Below are 16878 nucleotides of genomic sequence, written 5' to 3'. Positions count from 1 at the left end.
GGACAGTCGTCTATGAATTGCTCCCGAGCAGTACAGTCGCCGTCCGTCCGGCCCCTCAGACGCTCGGCCCGAACTCGTCGAGGACGGCGTCGACGAGTTTCGCTTCGGCCTTCTGGAGGTGGTCGCTGACGGTCGTCGGCGCACAGCCCAGTTCCGCGGCGATGTCCTCGTGGGTCACCTCGCGTGGCTGCTCGTAGTAGCCCAGATCGCGGGCGACGGTGATGGCCTCGCGCTGGCGGTCCGAGAGCGTAGCCGTCGGCTCGCGCTCGGCGCTGGGGAACTCGCCGATCTCGTCGATCCGAACGTCGAGCGAGTCTGGCGCCCTGTCGAGTGACTCCTGAAGCGGTTCCGTGTCGCCGACGACCCGGCCGTACATCGTCCCGTCGCGATAGACGATGGGAGTCTGGATGACGAACCCTGCCTCCGCACCCGACTCGTGGATCGCCTGGAACATCGGCGTCTCCAGCGGGCGCATGACGAGCAACGCGTAGGCCCGGTCGCCGCTCTCGACGACCTCGACGGAGTCGACACCGGTGGTTTCGGCCGCCCGGTCGGCGAACGCCGTCGGGTCGCCGTCGATGGCGATCAGCATCGTCTCCGTCCCGCCGATAGAGGTGTTCACGTCGATCACGCGGGCCTCGTCGACCTCCGAAGAATGGGCCAGGAGCGTGAAGAACTCCGGCGCGTCGGCCGGATCGACGCGAGCGGTCGCTCGGATGTGTTTCATGCGAGCGAAGCTCATTCCAGTCGCTCATAAAACCCACCGCTATACGGCACAGAACACTCTGGCCGCCGTCCCGACTGTCTCCCGGTATGAGATAGACAGGGTCGAGCGGACTATCGTAGCCATCGAATACACACTCGATCACACGAGTGCAGTGCGATCGGTGTGTGGGTAGTTTCAATTGACACGGTCGCGGAACGAGCGCCGAGTCGACGCAACCGTCGCCGGAAGCAGGGAAACAGCGCCGGCCGCCACCGCCGACGACAGCCAGCGCCCCCCAGCAGACGGCCGAACGCAGGGCGGAACGATTGTCCCCGCCGGAACCGACAGCGGGGGGCTGGTAGTCACTCCCTACTACTCGTCACCTGAGGAGTATCCAACAGTTAAGACAGTGACGCTCGAATGGTGCTACCATGTCGAGCACCTCAGACGATAGCGTGGAAAGTCGATTGGCCCACGTGGGCGAACAACTCCAGATTCCGAACAACACACTCCAGATCACACAGGTTCGACTGAACCAGCTGAGCAACGAGCCGGACGTCGACGCGGACAGCCTCGACAATGTCGCTGCGGCGGCGCTGGCGCTCTCCTCGCGGGAAGACGGGCTGCCGGTCAGCGAACACGACATCGCGAAGGCGTGGGCAGAACGGCTCAACGGCGACGGCGATATCGCTATCTCGCACCAGCAACTCGAAGCAGTGGGTTCGTATCTCGACATCAGCGACGTCCCGCCCCATCCGGACGCGCTCGTCCAGGGGTTCGGCGAGGCGGTCGACATGCCAGACGAACTCGTCAACGTCGGCCACCGGCTCCTCCACGACTCTTTCGAGGCTGACCCGACCGTCGTCGCGGGCGGCCCCTCACCGGCGGCGACAGCTGGAGCCGTCCTCTCGCTCGCAGCGCTGGTCAACGGCGCGGGCGAGGAGTACGACCAGGAGTCGCTGGGTCGGGCCTCCGGGACGAACGAGGTGACCGTCCGGAACCGCTGTCGCGAACTCAAGGAACTGCTCGGCGAGGATCAGCTTCAGGCCGAGCGATATCAGGTCGCGACGACCGCCGATGCCGAGGCGTCGAGCGACCAGTCGACTGCCGCCGACGGTGCCGGCACCGCCGAGCCCGAAGGGGCCGAATCGGGCGACGACGCCGACTCCGTGGATACAGAGGTCGACATCGAGGCGTACCTGGAGACGGTCACGTCGATGTACCCGGACGAACTGCCCACGACCGAGAGCGTCGCCGATGCTCACGACACCGACGAGGAGGCCGTCGGCGACGCGCTGGAGTCTCTGGCAGCCGACGGGGTCCTGCAGCGCAAGCGAGCCGGCTCCGTGGTCGTCTGGGTACCAGCCGAACAGGATGGCGTCGGAACCGACCTGACCGTCGACGCCGTCGAGACGGAGATCGACGCCCTGGTCGAGGAACTCGACGTCGGCGCGTCGACCCGGCTCCTGGCCCGCGGGATGGTCAGTGACGCTGCGGACGACGTCGACGTCGAGGACGCCGCCGAACTCGCCGGCGCGACGGTCGTCGGTGCCTCCCGGATGGAGGACGGCGACGTCGACGCCATCCAGGTCGCCGACCTGCGGGAGTTCGAACCGCGCGTCGTCCACCAGTGGCTCGACGAACTCGACGAGACGGTCGACGTCGAGATTCCCCGGCGCGACGCCAGCGAGTTCGTAGAGACCATCGTCGAGGAACTCGGCCTCTCGGAGGACGTCCACGAGGAGAGCCTGCGCTCGCTGGAACGGTACGACCCCGCTGAGAGCGACACAGAGTACACCGCTGCCGAACTGGGTGCCGGCGCGGTCGTGTTCGCGGCGACGGTGAGCCGGACGCAGGTCGACATCGAATCGCTGTCCGGGGTCAGCGGCGCCAATTCGAACTACATCACCAACGCGATGAACAGCGTCGTCGTCTCGCTCTGTCTCGGCCTCGTGCGCGGCGACATCGACTACGCCGAATGCGCGTGGACGACCGACCTGCTGGAGTCGGAACTCTCGCCGGATATCGGCGATTCCCACACCGGGCGCGTCATCGCCCTCGCGAAGACCTACACGGCGGGTCGCGAGGGGCGTCACATCGACGACGCCACCCTCGACGTCATCCTCCGCGAGGAGTAACCCGCCATCGTCGCCAGGGGCCGGCGAAAAGCTACTTGTGTCGCGGCTTCGAGACTCCGTGCTGAAGGGTCATGAGTAACGATAACGGTCCCCAGGACGACGAGATACCGTTCGGTGAGGGGGACACCGACGACGGGAACGACCAACCGGCCGACGGCGACCTCCCGGGTGGCGGCGGCCAGAGTATCGAACGCGAGGAGCGTCTCAACCAGTGGGAACAACGACTCGACCAGCGCGAACAGGAACTGGACAAGCGCGAACAGGAACTCGAACAGCGCGCACGGGAACTGGACCAGCAGGAGGAGGAGACGCTCAAGCGGCGCGAACAGACCGTCGACCTTCGGGAGGAACTGGAGGACCGTGAGGCCGAACTCGCGGAGTTCGAGGAGAACCTCGAGGATCGCCGGACGGCGCTCAACGAACGCGAGCGAGAACTGGACGAACGAGCCCAGGAACTCGACCGGGTGGAGACCACCCTCCGGGAGTACGTCGGCGACGAACTTGGCGACGTCGAGGAGACACTCGCCAGCCGCGTCGAGAGCGCCGTCACCACGGCGTTCGACGAGCAGGAGTTCGGCCAGAGCCGCGGTCGCTTCGGCGCGCTCCGGGGCGTCTCGCTCGGACTGCTCGGCCTGGTACTGGTCGTCGGCGGCGTCGCGAACCTCATCGCGATGCAGACCGGCGCCCTCCCGACCCTCTTCGCCGCGAGCCCGGTCGCGAACTACGCCTCCAGCACTGTCCTGTTGCTGTTCGGGCTAGCCGCGAACCTCACGGCCGCAGCGGGTCGCGTATAGGTCCTCACGGCTGGCGTTCCTCGTAGGGCTGGACGACGACGAACCCCTCGCCCGTGAACTCCAGTTGGTAGGTCTCGTCGGAGGACTGGCCGATCATATCCGAGAGGCTCCTGTTGACACTGCTGGACGGCGAGACGGTGCTGCTCCAGGCCACCGTCGCGGCCGGGTCTGTCGTCACCGGCGGTTCCAGAACCAGCGGGTCGCCGTGGGTCGTGATGGCGATGTAGCCGGGGCCTTCGAGGAAGACGTTGGTCAGCCCGCCGGTCGCAGAGCCGGCGAGACTGTCGATGGTCCGGATCTCGTAGTCGACGTCCGAATCGAACGCCAGGACGTCCTCACCGTTGACCGAGATGGCCTCGTCGGCGCCGAGTTCCAGTATCTGGATCTCCTTCTCGGCGTCCGCGACGTAGAGCGTCCCGCTGCCCTCGACTTTCATCACGTCGGTCCCTTCACTGGTCGCCGCGTCCTTCAGATAGCCGGTGATCCCGCCCTCGGCCGAGGACTGGCCCCCAAAGGAGATATCGCCGGTGTAGGCGACCATCGCGCCGACCTTCGTGAACACCGGGTCGTCGATCTCGATCGCGAGTATCTTGCTGTTCTCCAGTGAGAACGAATCGCCGCCTGGCGCCGGGTCGTTGGCGTTGACGAAGTCTTCGGAGTCCATGAGTCGTACACAGGGCCGGTCGGCCCTGTGGGGATGGTCGAGGCGGCCCGTCATATCTGTACGGGCACCTCTGCCATCTAATATTTCGGCGCGTCTGCCGAAGCTCTTTGACGGGGCGGAACGAGAACCGACCATGGGACTCGACGCGTATCTCGACGATATCGGACCGGCGACGATGGCACTGATCGGGTTCATCCTGTTCGTGATCCCCGAACCCGCCACTTCGGCACTCGGTGCGGGCCTCCTGTTGCTCGGAGCGGTCTGGTGGTTCTACGAGTGGCAGCGGTAGCTCACCAGTCGTAGTCGGCGTGGATCTCCCGGCCGGCCGCGTTGTGTACCGGCCCGACGACCTCGGTGACGCCGTCGAGGATCTCGGCCGAGCGGACCGGTGCCGACTGGTCGGTGAACTCCCCGATCTCGTCACCGCCGACGCTGTAGACGACCCGCCCCAGTCCCGCATGGCGGATCCCGCCGGCACACATCGGACACGGCTCCGTGCTCGTGTACATCACCGTCGCCGCCCGTTCCTCGGCGGTCATCTCCCGTCGCGCCTGCTGTGCGAGGTCCAGTTCGGGGTGGCGTCGGACATCGTCCTCGGTGACGACGCGGTTCGATGCCTCCATGACGATCTCGTCGTCGCGGACGAGGACCGAACCGAACGGGCGGTCGCCACGCTCGGCGGCGACGCGTGCGAGGACGAACGCGCGTGCCATGTGCGCGTCGTGATCGAACCTGTCGAAGTCGGTTTCCATACGTGAGAATCGACTGCCAGTGGCAAACATCTCACGGCTCTCCGACGGTGTGTCACCGACCACACGAGGCGCGTTCGCAAGTTTGGTAACTGCCCGATAGTTTGATTACAGTATACATTAAAATTGAGAAACATCTAATGACCAGTCACCGTCGTGGGGACGAGACACCTGCGTCAGACCGGTGGGATCGGGTGCTCAAACGACTGGCAGCCCGACCCCGGAGGCAGGTTATCATCTCGTTACTGGACGCGCCACCGGATAGACGTCTCCCCTTACCCGACGCCGCTATCGGGGATTCGGAGTCGACCGACCGGGAACCAGTGACGATACAGCTCCGCCACTGTCATCTCCCCGTATTGGCCGATCCGGGCTACGTCGAGTGGGACGAGGATCCCTTCACGGTCCGCCGGGGCCCGAACTTTACCGAGGTCGGTGCCGTGGTCGAAATCCTCCAGGATGCAGCCGACAGACTGCCGCCCGAACTCGTCGAGGGCTGTCCGGCGCTCGAAGAGACGCTGACGGACTGAGCCTGACCGCGACCGGCTGCACCCGTCGCTACCGCTCGCGATCACCGGAGCCAGCCGAGAATCCGATGCCGACCCGCTCGCTGGTCTGTAGGCATGACCTCCAGAACGACCGTCCCCTCGAACTGCCGGTCGAGCAGTTCCGTCGTCGACTGGAGATCGATCTCACCGGCACCGATCGCGAGCCCGTCCGCTGTCGTCGTCCCGTCGGTCAGGTGGACGACCGATAGCTGGCTTCCGTACTCCGAGAGCAGTCGCTCTAGCGTCTCGTGGTACCGCTCGGTCGTCGCGTAGAGGTGAGCGGTATCGAGGACGAGTTCGTGGCCCCGGTCCAGAATCGTGTTCCGGAGGTGGAAGAGGCTCGCACCGGGGTTGTTCTCGTAGCCGTAGTCGGCCGCGAAGTCGTAGGACTCCAGCACCGGGACGTGGAAGTGCTGGAGGTACTGGCTGTGGACGACGAGATACGTGTCGAGTCGAGCGGCGAGGTCGTCGGCCCGGCGGAACGGCTCACCCTCCTCGGGGCGTGCGTGTGGCGTGTGCACCGACGCGGCCGAAACCGGCGATGTCTGGACCGTCCGGACCGTCTCCGCGACGTCGTCGAGGTGCTCGGCAGTCAGATACAGTTCGACGGCATCGAAGCCCCTGTCCGCCGCTGCCGTCAGCGACTCGGCGTCCGGCGGGCACTTTCCGACGAGATGCATTCCCACGAGCAGGCACGCGACGAGTCGGGTTAAACGACGTGCAATCGCGGGCGACACAGCACTTTTGCTGGTCGGACCCCTGGGACGGACGATGCCGGATCGCTCCAGCGAGCGACTGTTCACGCTGCGACGGCGCCGGCGGATGACCCGTCGTCACGCGGTGCTGTGGACGGTCATCCTGCTGGCGACGGTGGCCGACATCCTCCTGACGATGGCCGGACTGGCCAGCGGCTACCAGGAGGGCAACGTCGTCGTCGCGACGCTGCTCGCGGAACTGGGACTGGCCGGCCTCTGGCTCGTGAAGTTCGCCGCGATGGTGTGGCTCGTCGGCGGCTGGGCACTGCTCTCGGACCGGAACGCGACGGTGTTCCTCGCCATCTTCGCCGTCGTCACCGTCGCGGTCGTCGTCTACCTGTGACAGCGAGAGAGTCCCCGCCCTTCCCGTGAGGGACGAGTGTTCCGACCGCAAGTCGGAACCGAGGACCGAACAGGGCGGGCGTGAATCGCGTAAGCTCTGGTGAGAAACCGCCCCGTTACTGCTGGTCTTGAGTCTCCAACGTTTCGAGTCCCGTTTCCAGAACCTCGATATACGCCTCATCGAGCGACAGGTCGTTTGCTTCGGCGTAGTCTTTCACCCGTCCGTGTAGTCCATGCGAAATATCTATTGCTGGTCGCATTGTCTCACAAGACTTATTTGACGGAGAGTCGTGAAAACGATTGTGGCATGAAGCGTACCAACACGTTCGCCGTGCGACCGCTCTCCGACGATGGTGAGCAACTGCTACGGGACCTGTTGGACGCTTCCGCCGCTCTCTGGAACGAAGTTAACTATCAGCGCCTCATGCGATACAACGACGAGGGCGGCTTCGAGGGCGAGGACGTGTGGGACGCCGATACGGGCAGTCTCGAAGGCAAATACAAAGGCGTGCTTGGTGCGTCCACCGCTCAACAGGTCATTCGCAAAAACAGTGAAGCCTGGCGCGGGTTCTTCGATACGAAGAACAAGTACCACGACGAGTCGAACACGTCGGTTACGGAACACCCGGAACCGCCGGGATTCCGTGGCAACGAGGATGATGGACGTGTTCTCAAAACCGTCATTCGAAACACGTCGTACACTGTCGAATGGGGCGAGCGGTCCCGGCTTGAGATACTGGTCGGGAGCGAGTTGAAAGACCGATACGACCACACTGGGCGTCTCCGCCTCGAAATCGCTGGCGACCCGAATTGGCCTGACTACGAAGACCAGAGCCGATTAGAATTGTGGTATGACGAGACTGACAGCACCTTCCGAGCTTCGCAACCTGTGACTGTTTCTGACGAGACACGGGACACTCCACTGGCCGACGAGACGGCCGCTCTGGACATTGGTGCAAACAATCTCGTTGCCTGTACCACGACGACCGGCGAGCAATACCTGTACGAAGGCCGCAAGTTATTCGACCGTTTCCGGCAGACGACGCGAGAAATCGCCCGGTTACAGTCCAAGCTACGGGAAGGCCGATACAGTAGCAACCGTATCCGGCGACTGTATCGGAAGCGAATCCGCCGCCGCAACCACGCCCAAGAAGCACTGTGTCGTGACCTGCTGGACCGACTGTACGCCGAAGGTGTCGATACGGTGTATATCGGTGGCTTGACCGACGTACTCGAAACACACTGGTCGGTCGAAACCAACGCGAAAACGCACAACTTCTGGGCGTTCAAGCAATTCACCGAGCGACTGGTCTGTACCGCTGAGGAATACGGTATCTCGGTCGAAGTCCGGTCGGAAGCGTGGACCAGTCAGGAGTGCCCGCAATGTGGCGGCACAGACCGAACGAACCGGCATCAGGACACGCTCACCTGCCCGTGTGGATTCGAGGGGCACGCCGACCTTACGGCGTCAGAAACGTTTCTGAAGCGGCACACAGAGAAAGCAGTCAGGCCGATGGCACGGCCCGTGCGGTTCGAGTGGGACGACCACAACTGGTCGGAGTCACCACGCTCTCACCGTCCCAAAGAACAGCGCACAGACCCGAGTACCGTCCACCACAACGGGAATGTTGCTTCCGGCGAGTCTTAGACCGGCTGAGACTCTCACGGAGGAAACCCCGTCGTTCACGACGGGGAGGATGTCATAACACGGCGCTGTTGCTGGGCGTGTAGTCACGCTGGAACGGGGCACCTAAGTACCACTGGGTGTGACCACCGCGTGATGAACGGCCCGGGGCTCCCGACTGCGGTCCGCGAGCGCGTCGACCGGCGGGCGCTCCCCACACTGGCTGCCGGGACCCTGGTCGTCCTCGTCGTGTTGTTCTACTATCCGGTGACGACGGTGTTCGTCGATAGCATCCTCGTCGAAGGGCGGCTGACGCTGTCGGTGTTCTGGCGGATCGTCTCGGACCCGTTCTACTTCGGGGAGCCGGCACGGCTGCTGACCGGCGCCGCTCCCGGCGAGGTGGCACGGGACATGCTCTCGCCGGACCGCCGGCTGGGTATCGTCGGTTTCACTGCCTACCAGGCGGCGGTGTCGTCGGTTGCCAGCGTGCTGCTGGGGCTCCCGGCGGCGTACCTGCTGGCCCGTTACGAGTTCCCCGGCCGGCGGACGCTCCGCTCGCTGACCATCCTCCCGTTCGTGCTGCCGTCGATGATGGTCGCCGTGGGCTTCGTCGCGACGTTCGGCACGAACGGAACGCTCAACGCCGTCCTCGACGCGGTCGGCCTGGGCCAGGTCGACCTCCTGTTTACGCTGGAGGCGGTCGTCATCGCCCACGCCTTCTACAACGCGCCGCTGGTCGCCCGGGTGACCACGGCCGCCTGGGAGTCCGTCGACGCCAGCGCGTTCGAGACGGCGCGGAGTCTGGGCGCCAGCCCGCTCCGGGCGTTCCGCGACGTGATCGCCCCACAGCTCTACCCGGCTGTGCTGATGGGCGCCGCGCTGACGTTCGTCTTCACGTTCAGCACGTTCCCCATCGTCCTCGCGCTGGGCGGATTCCAGCTCGCGACCGTCGAGGTGTTCGTCTACCAGCTCATCCGGGACTTCGAGTACGCGGAGGGCGCAGCGCTGGCGCTGATCGAACTCGGCATCTCGTTGGGGCTGCTGTACGGTTACCTCCGGTACGAGGCGCGCCACACCGTCGAGCGCAGCGGCGGGCGACCACTGCCACGGCGCCCGCTGGTCCCCGAGTCGTGGTCCTGGCGAGCGCTCGTCCCGCGGCTCGGGCTGGCTGTCTACGCGCTCGTCGCGCTGGCGGTCTTCGTCGGGCCCATCGCGAGCATGCTCCTGGCCAGCGTGACCGACCCGACGGGCCTGACCACCGAACACTACCGCTTCCTGCTGGAGCGCCAGGCCACCGGGGCCGCCTTCCAGGTCAAGCCCTGGGACGCAGTGCGCAACTCGCTGCTGTTCGCCGCCGCGTCGCTGCTGGTCGCGCTGCCGATGGGCGTCGTCGTCGCCGTCCTCACGACGCGGGAGTTCCACGGCCGGAAACTCGTCGATACCCTGGCGATGGCGCCGCTGTCGGTGTCGGGTATCGTCGTCGGCCTGGGCCTGCTACGCGGGCTTGTCTTCGGCGTCGAGGTCGGCGGGACGCGACTGGCCGTCGGCGGGGCGCTAGCTATCGTCGGCGCCCACGCCGTCGGGGGCTACCCGTTCGTCGTCCGGACGGTCGCGCCGGAACTGGACAGCCTCGACCGGTCGCTCGTCGAGTCGGCGCGGGCGCTGGGGGCACCGCGGGCGCGGACGCTGCTGGACGTCGAGCTCCCGCTGGTCTGGCCGGCCGTCGTCGCCGGCGCCGCCTTCGCCGTCGCGCTCTCGATCGGGGAGTTCTCCGCGACGGTGGTGCTGGCGACCGGGACGAGCCAGTTCACGATGCCCATCGCCATCGAGCGGTTCATCGGCCGGCGGCTGGGGCCGGCGACGGCGATGGGCGTCGTCCTGCTCCTGGTCACGAGCGCGAGTTTCCTCGTCATCGACAGACTCGGGGGTGACGACGTTGGCTTCTGAGCCCGCGGTCGAACTCGACGGTGTGACGAAACGGTACGGCGACGCGACGGCCGTCGCCGACCTCTCGCTGTCGGTGCGTGACGGGGAGTTCTTCACACTGGTCGGTCCCTCGGGCTGTGGGAAGACGACGACGCTCCGGCTGCTTGCCGGGTTCGAGGCACCCAGCGAGGGGACCGTCCGGTTCGGCGGCGAGTCCGTCGCCGGCGTCCCGCCCGAGGACCGGGACGTCGGCGTCGTCTTCCAGAACTACGCGCTGTTCCCGCACATGACCGTCGGCGAGAACATCGGCTACGGGTTGCAGTTCGCCGACCCCCCGGGCGGCGTGAGCGACCGCGAGCGCGTGGCGACCCTCCTCGACCTGGTCGACCTGGCTGGGATGGCAGCCCGCGACCCGGACACGCTCTCGGGCGGCCAGCAACAGCGGGTGGCAATCGCACGGGCGCTGGCGCCTGGTCCGGAGGTCCTCCTGCTGGACGAACCCATGAGCGCGCTGGACGCGAAACTGCGCGAACGGCTCCGGGTCCAGGTCCGGGAGATACAGCAAGAACTGGACATCACGACGGTCTACGTCACTCACGACCAGGAGGAGGCGCTGGCCATCTCCGACCGCGTGGCAGTGATACAAGACGGGACTCCCGAACAGGTCGGGCCGCCCCGCGAGATCTACCGACGCCCGGCGACGACGTTCGTCGCGGGGTTCGTCGGGGACAACAACGTCCTCTCGGGGACGGTGGCCGGCCTCAGATCGGGAGAGGATGGGGCGGTCGCCGACGTCGACGTGGGCGAAGCGACACTCGCTGTCGCGGTCGACGGGTGCGACCTGACAGGTGGAGACCGTGTCAGCCTCTGTATCAGGCCCGAACGGCTCTCGCTCGGTGGTGGCCAGAACGCGCTGTCGGCGACCGTGACGAGCACGGAGTTCCTGGGCGATACCACGCGCGTCCACCTCGACTGGTGCGAGCGCGAACTGCGACTGCAGACCCAGGACCCCCCGAGTGGGGCGGTGACAGTCGGGTTCGACCCGGCGGACGCGCACGTGATCGAGAGCGAGTGAATCGGCTCTGTTGGACCCATGGTGTGTACAGCGGGCGGTTGCAGTGTGCTGGTTTCAGAACAATATTGAGCGAAAGTTCGGTAGATTGTCGCTGAATGCGCTGCTGCTATCGGGTGGCGACGAGGACACCGACCGACTCGGAGAGTATCTCGACATCGGTGAGAGTGAGACCCGAATCCACGAGGAGAGTAGCGATCGTTCCCATCAGTGGCAGCGTCTCGTACTCGCTCGGGGACAGCATCGGCCCGAAACGCATCTTGTCGGCCACCACTACGCACCGCGGATGGAGCGAGACGAGACCGTCGATAGCGGCGCGTAATTCGTCCTGGCCCCCCTCATCGTAAGTCATGTACAGTGCGGAGCTCGCAACCACGACATCGACTGGTTCGTCGACGTTCGGTTCACGGAACGACCCGTGGTCGAACGAGACGTTCTCGATGCCGCGCTGCTCGGCTTTCTCCCGGGCGTACTGGAGCCACTCGTCGTAGCTGTCCCGTTCGACCACGTGCGCACACGCCGACGCGAGTTCGAGCGCGACGATACCCGTCCCCATATCGAGCACGGTATCGTCGCGCTCGATCGACGCGTGCGTGAGCAGAGAGGACAGACAGGTCTGGGAGACTTCGTCTGCCTCGCAATCCGCATCGTAATCCATCGGAGTGTAGCCGTGATACTCGCGTTCCGTGTCGGTTATCGGTAAGGCGAGTAGAGGGAGATGCAGCATAAAGATCTCAAGAATCATCACTGACACGTACCACCGGCTCGCGCCCTGTATGCAGCAACTAACGATGTGGGATTCGTGCGTACTGACGATGCATCCAATGGATCGATCCAAATTCGTCGGCTACTCACTCCTCGGGGGTATCGACGGTACGCTCAGTTCAGGTTTGCTACCCATTAGCCCACTTCTGGGGGGACACACTACGGGTTTCCGATGGCGTGGTTGATTGGGCAGGTACTCGCACCTGAGTACTTTCCGTGGCGGGTGAACTGGCTCGGACCCGTCGTCGACGTGGTCGTCTGGACAATCGTGATTCTGGCGGTACAACTCGTCTACGAACGAATCCGTGACGGACCAACGGACAGACAACCGACGTAGAGGAGCAATGGTGTCCAGAACGGACGGTGAGCGCTCGTTCGACGGGTGGCTGCAGTGGGTTCAGCTTCCACTGTCGTGGGCCGTTCTCGTCTTCGCCGCAGTCGCCGCGATGGCATTCGCTGTGTTGGTCGAGAGTGGGCGGTCCGCCTGGCAGGCGGGGAGCCTCGCCATCGCCGGGGCTGTCCTGGCCGTCGTCGGCGTCGTCGTGCTCCATGCAGTGGCGGGCCGTCGCGGTATCAGGATCATGGTCCACGTCTTTCTGGGACTTTTCGTCCTGGTCCCCGCATTCTTGTTGACTGTGCTCCAGTTCGCTGACCGATTCATGACCGCACCGGGATACGTCTTCCTGGCCGGTCTCTGGGTCGTCTCGGTCTCGCTGCTTCTCAACGGTGTCTTCGTGTACCAGGGCGCACCCAGCTTGGAACGCCGTGTCGCGAAAGTCGGACTCGGAGCCTCCCTCGCCTGGGGGATAGCGGTCATCGGATACGTCGTGATCGCCGTCGTTTCGGGGGCGCTGAACATCGGGTCCGATCTCACGGCGGGCGCGGTTTCCTACTGGGTCATCCTCGTCGTGGTCGTCGCGCTGCCGAGTATCGTCTTCCGCTGGGATCTCCGCGAGACACGTCCAAAGGACCGAGAGCAGGCGGGCGAGAGATGACTAGACCAGTCCAGAACGGTTCTGAGAGTCGACTCCCATCGCAGTCGAATGTGATCCATCGATGACGGTCGAAACACTCCGACAACGCCTCCAGCTTCCGCTTCCATGGGTACTCACCATCTTCGCGGTGATCTCCGTCGCCGTCTTCGCCGGGACGTGGCTCTCGGGAAACCCGCCCTGGTTTGTCGTGGTCTCGACGCTCGTTGCTGCAGTTCTTACTGGAATCGCTCTGGCGACGACCAGTTCCGTCTTCAGAAATCGTACCCTTCGGATTCTGGCACACGCCGTCCTCGGTGGGTTCGTCCTCGTCGTCGCACTCCTCGTCACGCTACTCGGTGCCGCTGCCGGCGCATTATCGCTCTCGCCCGTGTACGTCGTCGTGCTCGGGAGCATCTGGGTGCTCGGGGCCACACTGCTCCTCGCCGGACTCCTCTGCTTCCTCGAAGCAGATCGACTTCTCCGACAGATCGCCACGCTCGGCCTCGCAATTACGGGGCTCTGGACACTCGCTGTGGTTGGTCTCTTCGGTGGAGTCGCTGCCCATCTACTGGTGGGAGGGTTCGACCTCACCATCGCACAAGATCTCCGGGACGACCTCGTTCCGCTTCTCGTCGTCGCCGTCGTGTTCGTCTTTCTCCCCTTGCTCGTCTTCCGCCAGGACCTCGCGGAACTCCGGAGCCGTACCACGACAGGACCAAGACGAGACCACTGACGACTCCCAGGATCGGGACCCCGACCAGCCCCCACTCTCACGAGGATGATACCCGGACAGGGCTGTCAGCGAACCGGGGAAGATGATGTATTCGCGCCCCGTATCCGCGGGTTCTGGAACCGATCACCTGACGATGATCGCAGCTGGACTGGGACGTCAGGACTGCTCCGAGAGTTCGTCGACGGCGAACTCCCTGACGCTATCGCCTTCGAAGGCAATATCTCCCTGCCCGTTGACCGTCACCTCGCGGTCCGGGACACTGAACGTCAGTTCCCAGTCGTGGTTGTCCATCGCCGCAGCCGTTCGATCGCGTCGGTGTCGACGTAGTTCGCGAGCGAGCAATCCAGCGCGTGCGGTTCCGTCCCGTCCACCTCGGCGGTCTTCGAGCGGTTGCCACCCCGCCGCGAGCCGTGGCGGGATGTCCTCGGCACACCTGTGGAGCGCATCGAAGACGATCGCGGCCTCCTCGAACGCTGGGCCGCGACTGACGGTCAGCGGCGACTGCTCCCAGCGGACGAGATCGGCGTCGGACAGTGCTGGCAGATGGGAGGTGCCAAGTTCGATCGTCAACCGCTCGGGGTCCCGGAGGAGTACGACGGATTCGCGGCTTCGGGGAGCGACAGCGCACGCTCGGGCGGCGACTCCATCAGCGAGACGATAATCTGGCGGCGGGGTTCGGCCGCCAGGGCCCCGAAGACGGTGTTCCATCGGGCGATCACCGTCTCCTTCCGTTCGTCCCGGAGTTGTTCCATATGTTGACTTTCAGTCGGCCCATCATAATCGTAGGGACAATCCGGCGACGGCTGGCCCCGTCGTTTTCAAGACCACTCCGGACGAACTCCGACTATGCAGTCGACTCGCCGGGCGCTCCTCGGAGCGGTGCTGGCCGGGACCGGCCTCGCTGGCTGTCTCGGGAGCGTGGCCGAACCCGACTGTCCACCGACCGTCGGGACCGACGAGCGGGTCCGCATCGGGTTCACCGGCGACGTGATGCTCGGCCGGAACGTCGACGAGACGTGGCGCGACCGCGACTCTGCCGGCGTCTGGGGCTCGATGGGAGAGCGACTGCAGGCCCTCGACGGCCTCGTCGTGAACCTGGAGTGTGCCGTCTCCGATCGCGGGGAGAAGACGCCCGGCCGGGGCTTCTACTTCCGTGCGAGTCCGAATTGGGCGGTGCCGGCACTCCAGCACGCGGGGACCAGCGTCGCCAGCCTGGCGAACAACCACCTGCTGGATTTCGGGCCACAGGCGTTGCGCGATACCGTCACGCATCTCGAAGACGCCGGCATCGCCACGGCCGGTGCGGGCGACGACCGGGAAGCTGCGTTCGCCCCCGCGACGACGTCCATCGCCGATGTCGACGTGGCGGTCGTCGCACTGACCGACCAGGCGCCGCTGTACGCGGCCCGCGAGAACAGTCCGGGGACTGCCTTCACGACGCTGTCGACGGACGACCCGCTGTCGAAGCGCCGTGTCGATGCGGCGCTATCCCGCGCTCGCGAGCAGGACCCGGACATCCTGGTTGCGACGCTACACTGGGGCCCCAACTGGGAGGTGCGCCCGTCCGAGACACAGCAAGCGGTCGCCCACTGGCTCGTCGACCGCGGCGTCGACGTGGTCCACGGCCACAGCGCCCACGTCATCCAGGGCGTGGAAACCTACCGCGGGCGGCCGATCATCTACGACGCGGGCGATTTCGTCGACGACTACCTCGTCAAGGAGGGCCTGCACAACGACCGGAGCTTCCTGTTCGAACTGGTCGTCGACGACGGTACCTTCGAGGCACTACGACTGGTCCCCGTCGAGATTGCCGGCTCTGCGGTCGGGCGGGCCAGCGAGACGGCGGCCGCGTGGCTCCGTGACCGGATGCGGACGCTCTCTGAACCGTTCGGGACGACCGTCGAGCGGGCGGACGACGGCCTCCGGATCCCCCTCGGACAGTGCTGATACTACCGGCTATACACACGTGACGATTTTTGCCACCCGAGGTGGCAAAATCCGTCACGAAGGGATAGCCTGCAGTATGAAACTGGCCGGTCGTTCTCGACCGTTCAGAAGCCTTCAGGGGCGTGGGGCCGGTGGCGTGTCACATGGACGCGATCGAGGTGACCGAGTTCGGCGGGCGCGAGGTACTGTCGGTGACAGAGCGGTCGGTTCCCGAGCCCGACTCCGACCAGATACGGATCGCGGTCGAGGCCGCGGGCATCAACTTCGCGGATATCATGCAGCGGCGGGGCCACTACGAGGGCGGCCCGGAGCCGCCGTACGTCCCGGGTATGGAGGTCGCGGGTCGTATCGACGCCGTCGGCGCGGACGTCGACCTCGACGTGGGCGACCGCGTCGTCTCGCTCGTCGACGCGGGCGGCTACGCCGAGTACGCGCTGGCGGACCCACAGCTCACGTTCCCCATCCCCGGCGAGATGTCACTGACCGAGGCCGCCGGCTTCCCCGTCCAGTTCTTGACGGCCCACAACTGCCTGTTCGAGTGGGGCGACCTGGACGCCGACGAGTCGGTCCTGATCCACGCGGCCGCCGGCGGCGTCGGGACGGCCGCCGTCCAGCTGGCGAGTCGGGCCGGTGCGGAGGTCTTCGGGACCGCCAGCACGGCCGAGAAGCTCGCGCTCGCCGAGCGCCTGGGCTGTGAGCACCCGATCAACTACACCGAGGACGACTTCGTCGATGCGGTCCGGGCCCAGACCGACCACGGGGTCGACATGGTGCTCGACGGCGTCGGTGGCGAGACGTCCACTGATTCGCTGGACGCGCTGCGTCAGTTCGGCCGGATGGTCGTCTACGGCGCAGCCAGCGGCCGGCCGGGGTCGCTCTCGACCGCCGACCTCCTCTTTGCGAACCAGCGGGCCATCGGCTACCACCTCGGGCGCGGGCTAGCGCTGGAACCCGGTCGCGTCATGGCAGCGGTCCCGGATCTGCAGGAGGGGCTGGCCAGCGGCGACCTGGAGGTCGTCGTCGGCGAGACGTTCGACCTGACGGAGGCTGCCGCGGCTCACGAGCACATCGAGAGCCGGGCCTCCAGCGGCAAGGTCGTCCTCGAACCCTGACGACGGGGGCCTGTCACCACGCCTCACAG

Annotated in this window: 19 protein-coding genes; 12 read left to right on the top strand and 7 right to left on the bottom strand. The window is 65.7% G+C overall.

Annotated features, from left to right (window positions below; translation table 11 throughout):
- Positions 1-55 precede the first annotated feature (55 nt).
- Positions 56-727: a helix-turn-helix domain-containing protein gene (locus Hhyl2_RS02595; RefSeq protein ID WP_483549162.1), complete on the bottom strand. Its 672-nt coding sequence runs from the start codon at positions 725-727 to the stop codon at positions 56-58.
- 410 nt (positions 728-1137) lie between these two features.
- On the opposite strand from Hhyl2_RS02595, the gene Hhyl2_RS02590 reads away from it, so the two are divergent.
- Positions 1138-2844, top strand: a complete 1707-nt coding sequence (locus tag Hhyl2_RS02590; RefSeq protein WP_483549161.1) for a cyclin family protein — start codon at positions 1138-1140, stop codon at positions 2842-2844.
- 71 nt (positions 2845-2915) lie between these two features.
- Entirely contained in the window at positions 2916-3638 is a 723-nt protein-coding gene (locus Hhyl2_RS02585; protein ID WP_483549160.1) for a hypothetical protein, read from the top strand.
- A gap of 4 nt (positions 3639-3642) precedes the next feature.
- Here Hhyl2_RS02585 and Hhyl2_RS02580 read toward each other — a convergent pair whose 3' ends face one another.
- Positions 3643-4302 carry an AIM24 family protein gene (locus Hhyl2_RS02580; protein ID WP_483549159.1) on the bottom strand — a complete coding sequence of 220 codons (660 nt, stop codon included), beginning with the start codon at positions 4300-4302 and terminating at the stop codon, positions 3643-3645.
- A gap of 133 nt (positions 4303-4435) precedes the next feature.
- On the opposite strand from Hhyl2_RS02580, the gene Hhyl2_RS02575 reads away from it, so the two are divergent.
- Positions 4436-4591: a hypothetical protein gene (locus Hhyl2_RS02575; protein WP_483549158.1), complete on the top strand. Its 156-nt coding sequence runs from the start codon at positions 4436-4438 to the stop codon at positions 4589-4591.
- A gap of 1 nt (position 4592) precedes the next feature.
- Here Hhyl2_RS02575 and Hhyl2_RS02570 read toward each other — a convergent pair whose 3' ends face one another.
- Positions 4593-5054, bottom strand: a complete 462-nt coding sequence (locus tag Hhyl2_RS02570; protein WP_483549157.1) for a nucleoside deaminase — start codon at positions 5052-5054, stop codon at positions 4593-4595.
- Positions 5055-5191: 137 nt separating this feature from the next.
- Here Hhyl2_RS02570 and Hhyl2_RS02565 point away from each other — a divergent pair, with 137 nt between their 5' ends.
- A complete protein-coding gene (locus Hhyl2_RS02565) occupies positions 5192-5581 on the top strand; it encodes a DUF7344 domain-containing protein (RefSeq protein ID WP_483549156.1) in 390 nt (129 codons plus the stop codon).
- Between the two features lie 41 nt (positions 5582-5622).
- Here the strand turns inward: Hhyl2_RS02565 and Hhyl2_RS02560 are convergent, their stop codons facing one another.
- Complete coding sequence (locus Hhyl2_RS02560) at positions 5623-6279, bottom strand: sugar phosphate isomerase/epimerase family protein (RefSeq protein ID WP_483549155.1); 657 nt, start codon at positions 6277-6279, stop codon at positions 5623-5625.
- 91 nt (positions 6280-6370) lie between these two features.
- Here Hhyl2_RS02560 and Hhyl2_RS02555 point away from each other — a divergent pair, with 91 nt between their 5' ends.
- From Hhyl2_RS02555 to Hhyl2_RS02540, 4 genes are all read left to right on the top strand, one after another.
- Positions 6371-6697 carry a DUF5658 family protein gene (locus Hhyl2_RS02555; RefSeq protein ID WP_483549154.1) on the top strand — a complete coding sequence of 109 codons (327 nt, stop codon included), beginning with the start codon at positions 6371-6373 and terminating at the stop codon, positions 6695-6697.
- A gap of 306 nt (positions 6698-7003) precedes the next feature.
- Complete coding sequence (locus Hhyl2_RS02550) at positions 7004-8344, top strand: RNA-guided endonuclease InsQ/TnpB family protein (protein ID WP_483549153.1); 1341 nt, start codon at positions 7004-7006, stop codon at positions 8342-8344.
- Positions 8345-8476: 132 nt separating this feature from the next.
- Positions 8477-10267, top strand: a complete 1791-nt coding sequence (locus tag Hhyl2_RS02545; RefSeq protein WP_483549152.1) for an ABC transporter permease — start codon at positions 8477-8479, stop codon at positions 10265-10267.
- On the top strand, positions 10248-11321 hold the full coding sequence (locus tag Hhyl2_RS02540; protein WP_483549151.1) for an ABC transporter ATP-binding protein: 1074 nt from the start codon (positions 10248-10250) through the stop codon (positions 11319-11321). Before Hhyl2_RS02545 ends, Hhyl2_RS02540 begins: the two co-directional genes overlap by 20 nt.
- Positions 11322-11427: 106 nt before the next feature.
- Here the strand turns inward: Hhyl2_RS02540 and Hhyl2_RS02535 are convergent, their stop codons facing one another.
- Complete coding sequence (locus Hhyl2_RS02535; RefSeq protein WP_483549150.1) at positions 11428-12063, bottom strand: class I SAM-dependent methyltransferase; 636 nt, start codon at positions 12061-12063, stop codon at positions 11428-11430.
- 364 nt (positions 12064-12427) lie between these two features.
- On the opposite strand from Hhyl2_RS02535, the gene Hhyl2_RS02530 reads away from it, so the two are divergent.
- Both Hhyl2_RS02530 and Hhyl2_RS02525 read left to right on the top strand, forming a co-directional pair.
- On the top strand, positions 12428-13078 hold the full coding sequence (locus Hhyl2_RS02530; RefSeq protein ID WP_483549149.1) for a hypothetical protein: 651 nt from the start codon (positions 12428-12430) through the stop codon (positions 13076-13078).
- A 61-nt stretch (positions 13079-13139) separates the two neighbouring features.
- The gene (locus tag Hhyl2_RS02525) at positions 13140-13790 is read left to right on the top strand and encodes a hypothetical protein (protein WP_483549148.1); all 651 of its coding nucleotides are present in this window, start codon (positions 13140-13142) and stop codon (positions 13788-13790) included.
- A 156-nt stretch (positions 13791-13946) separates the two neighbouring features.
- Here the strand turns inward: Hhyl2_RS02525 and Hhyl2_RS02520 are convergent, their stop codons facing one another.
- Both Hhyl2_RS02520 and Hhyl2_RS02515 read right to left on the bottom strand, forming a co-directional pair.
- A complete protein-coding gene (locus Hhyl2_RS02520) occupies positions 13947-14360 on the bottom strand; it encodes a hypothetical protein (protein ID WP_483549147.1) in 414 nt (137 codons plus the stop codon).
- On the bottom strand, positions 14357-14542 hold the full coding sequence (locus Hhyl2_RS02515) for a hypothetical protein (RefSeq protein WP_483549146.1): 186 nt from the start codon (positions 14540-14542) through the stop codon (positions 14357-14359). The genes Hhyl2_RS02520 and Hhyl2_RS02515 overlap by 4 nt, the downstream gene beginning before the upstream one ends.
- 94 nt (positions 14543-14636) lie before the next feature.
- Here Hhyl2_RS02515 and Hhyl2_RS02510 point away from each other — a divergent pair, with 94 nt between their 5' ends.
- Positions 14637-15737, top strand: coding sequence for a CapA family protein (locus Hhyl2_RS02510; RefSeq protein WP_483549145.1), 1101 nt, complete (start codon positions 14637-14639; stop codon positions 15735-15737).
- Between the two features lie 143 nt (positions 15738-15880).
- On the top strand, positions 15881-16849 hold the full coding sequence (locus tag Hhyl2_RS02505) for a quinone oxidoreductase family protein (RefSeq protein WP_483549144.1): 969 nt from the start codon (positions 15881-15883) through the stop codon (positions 16847-16849).
- The last annotated feature ends 29 nt before the right edge of the window (positions 16850-16878 follow it).

The sequence above is a fragment of the Haloarcula sp. H-hyl2 genome (genome assembly GCF_056934385.1).
This window is presented reverse-complemented; position numbering and strand designations above follow the sequence as displayed.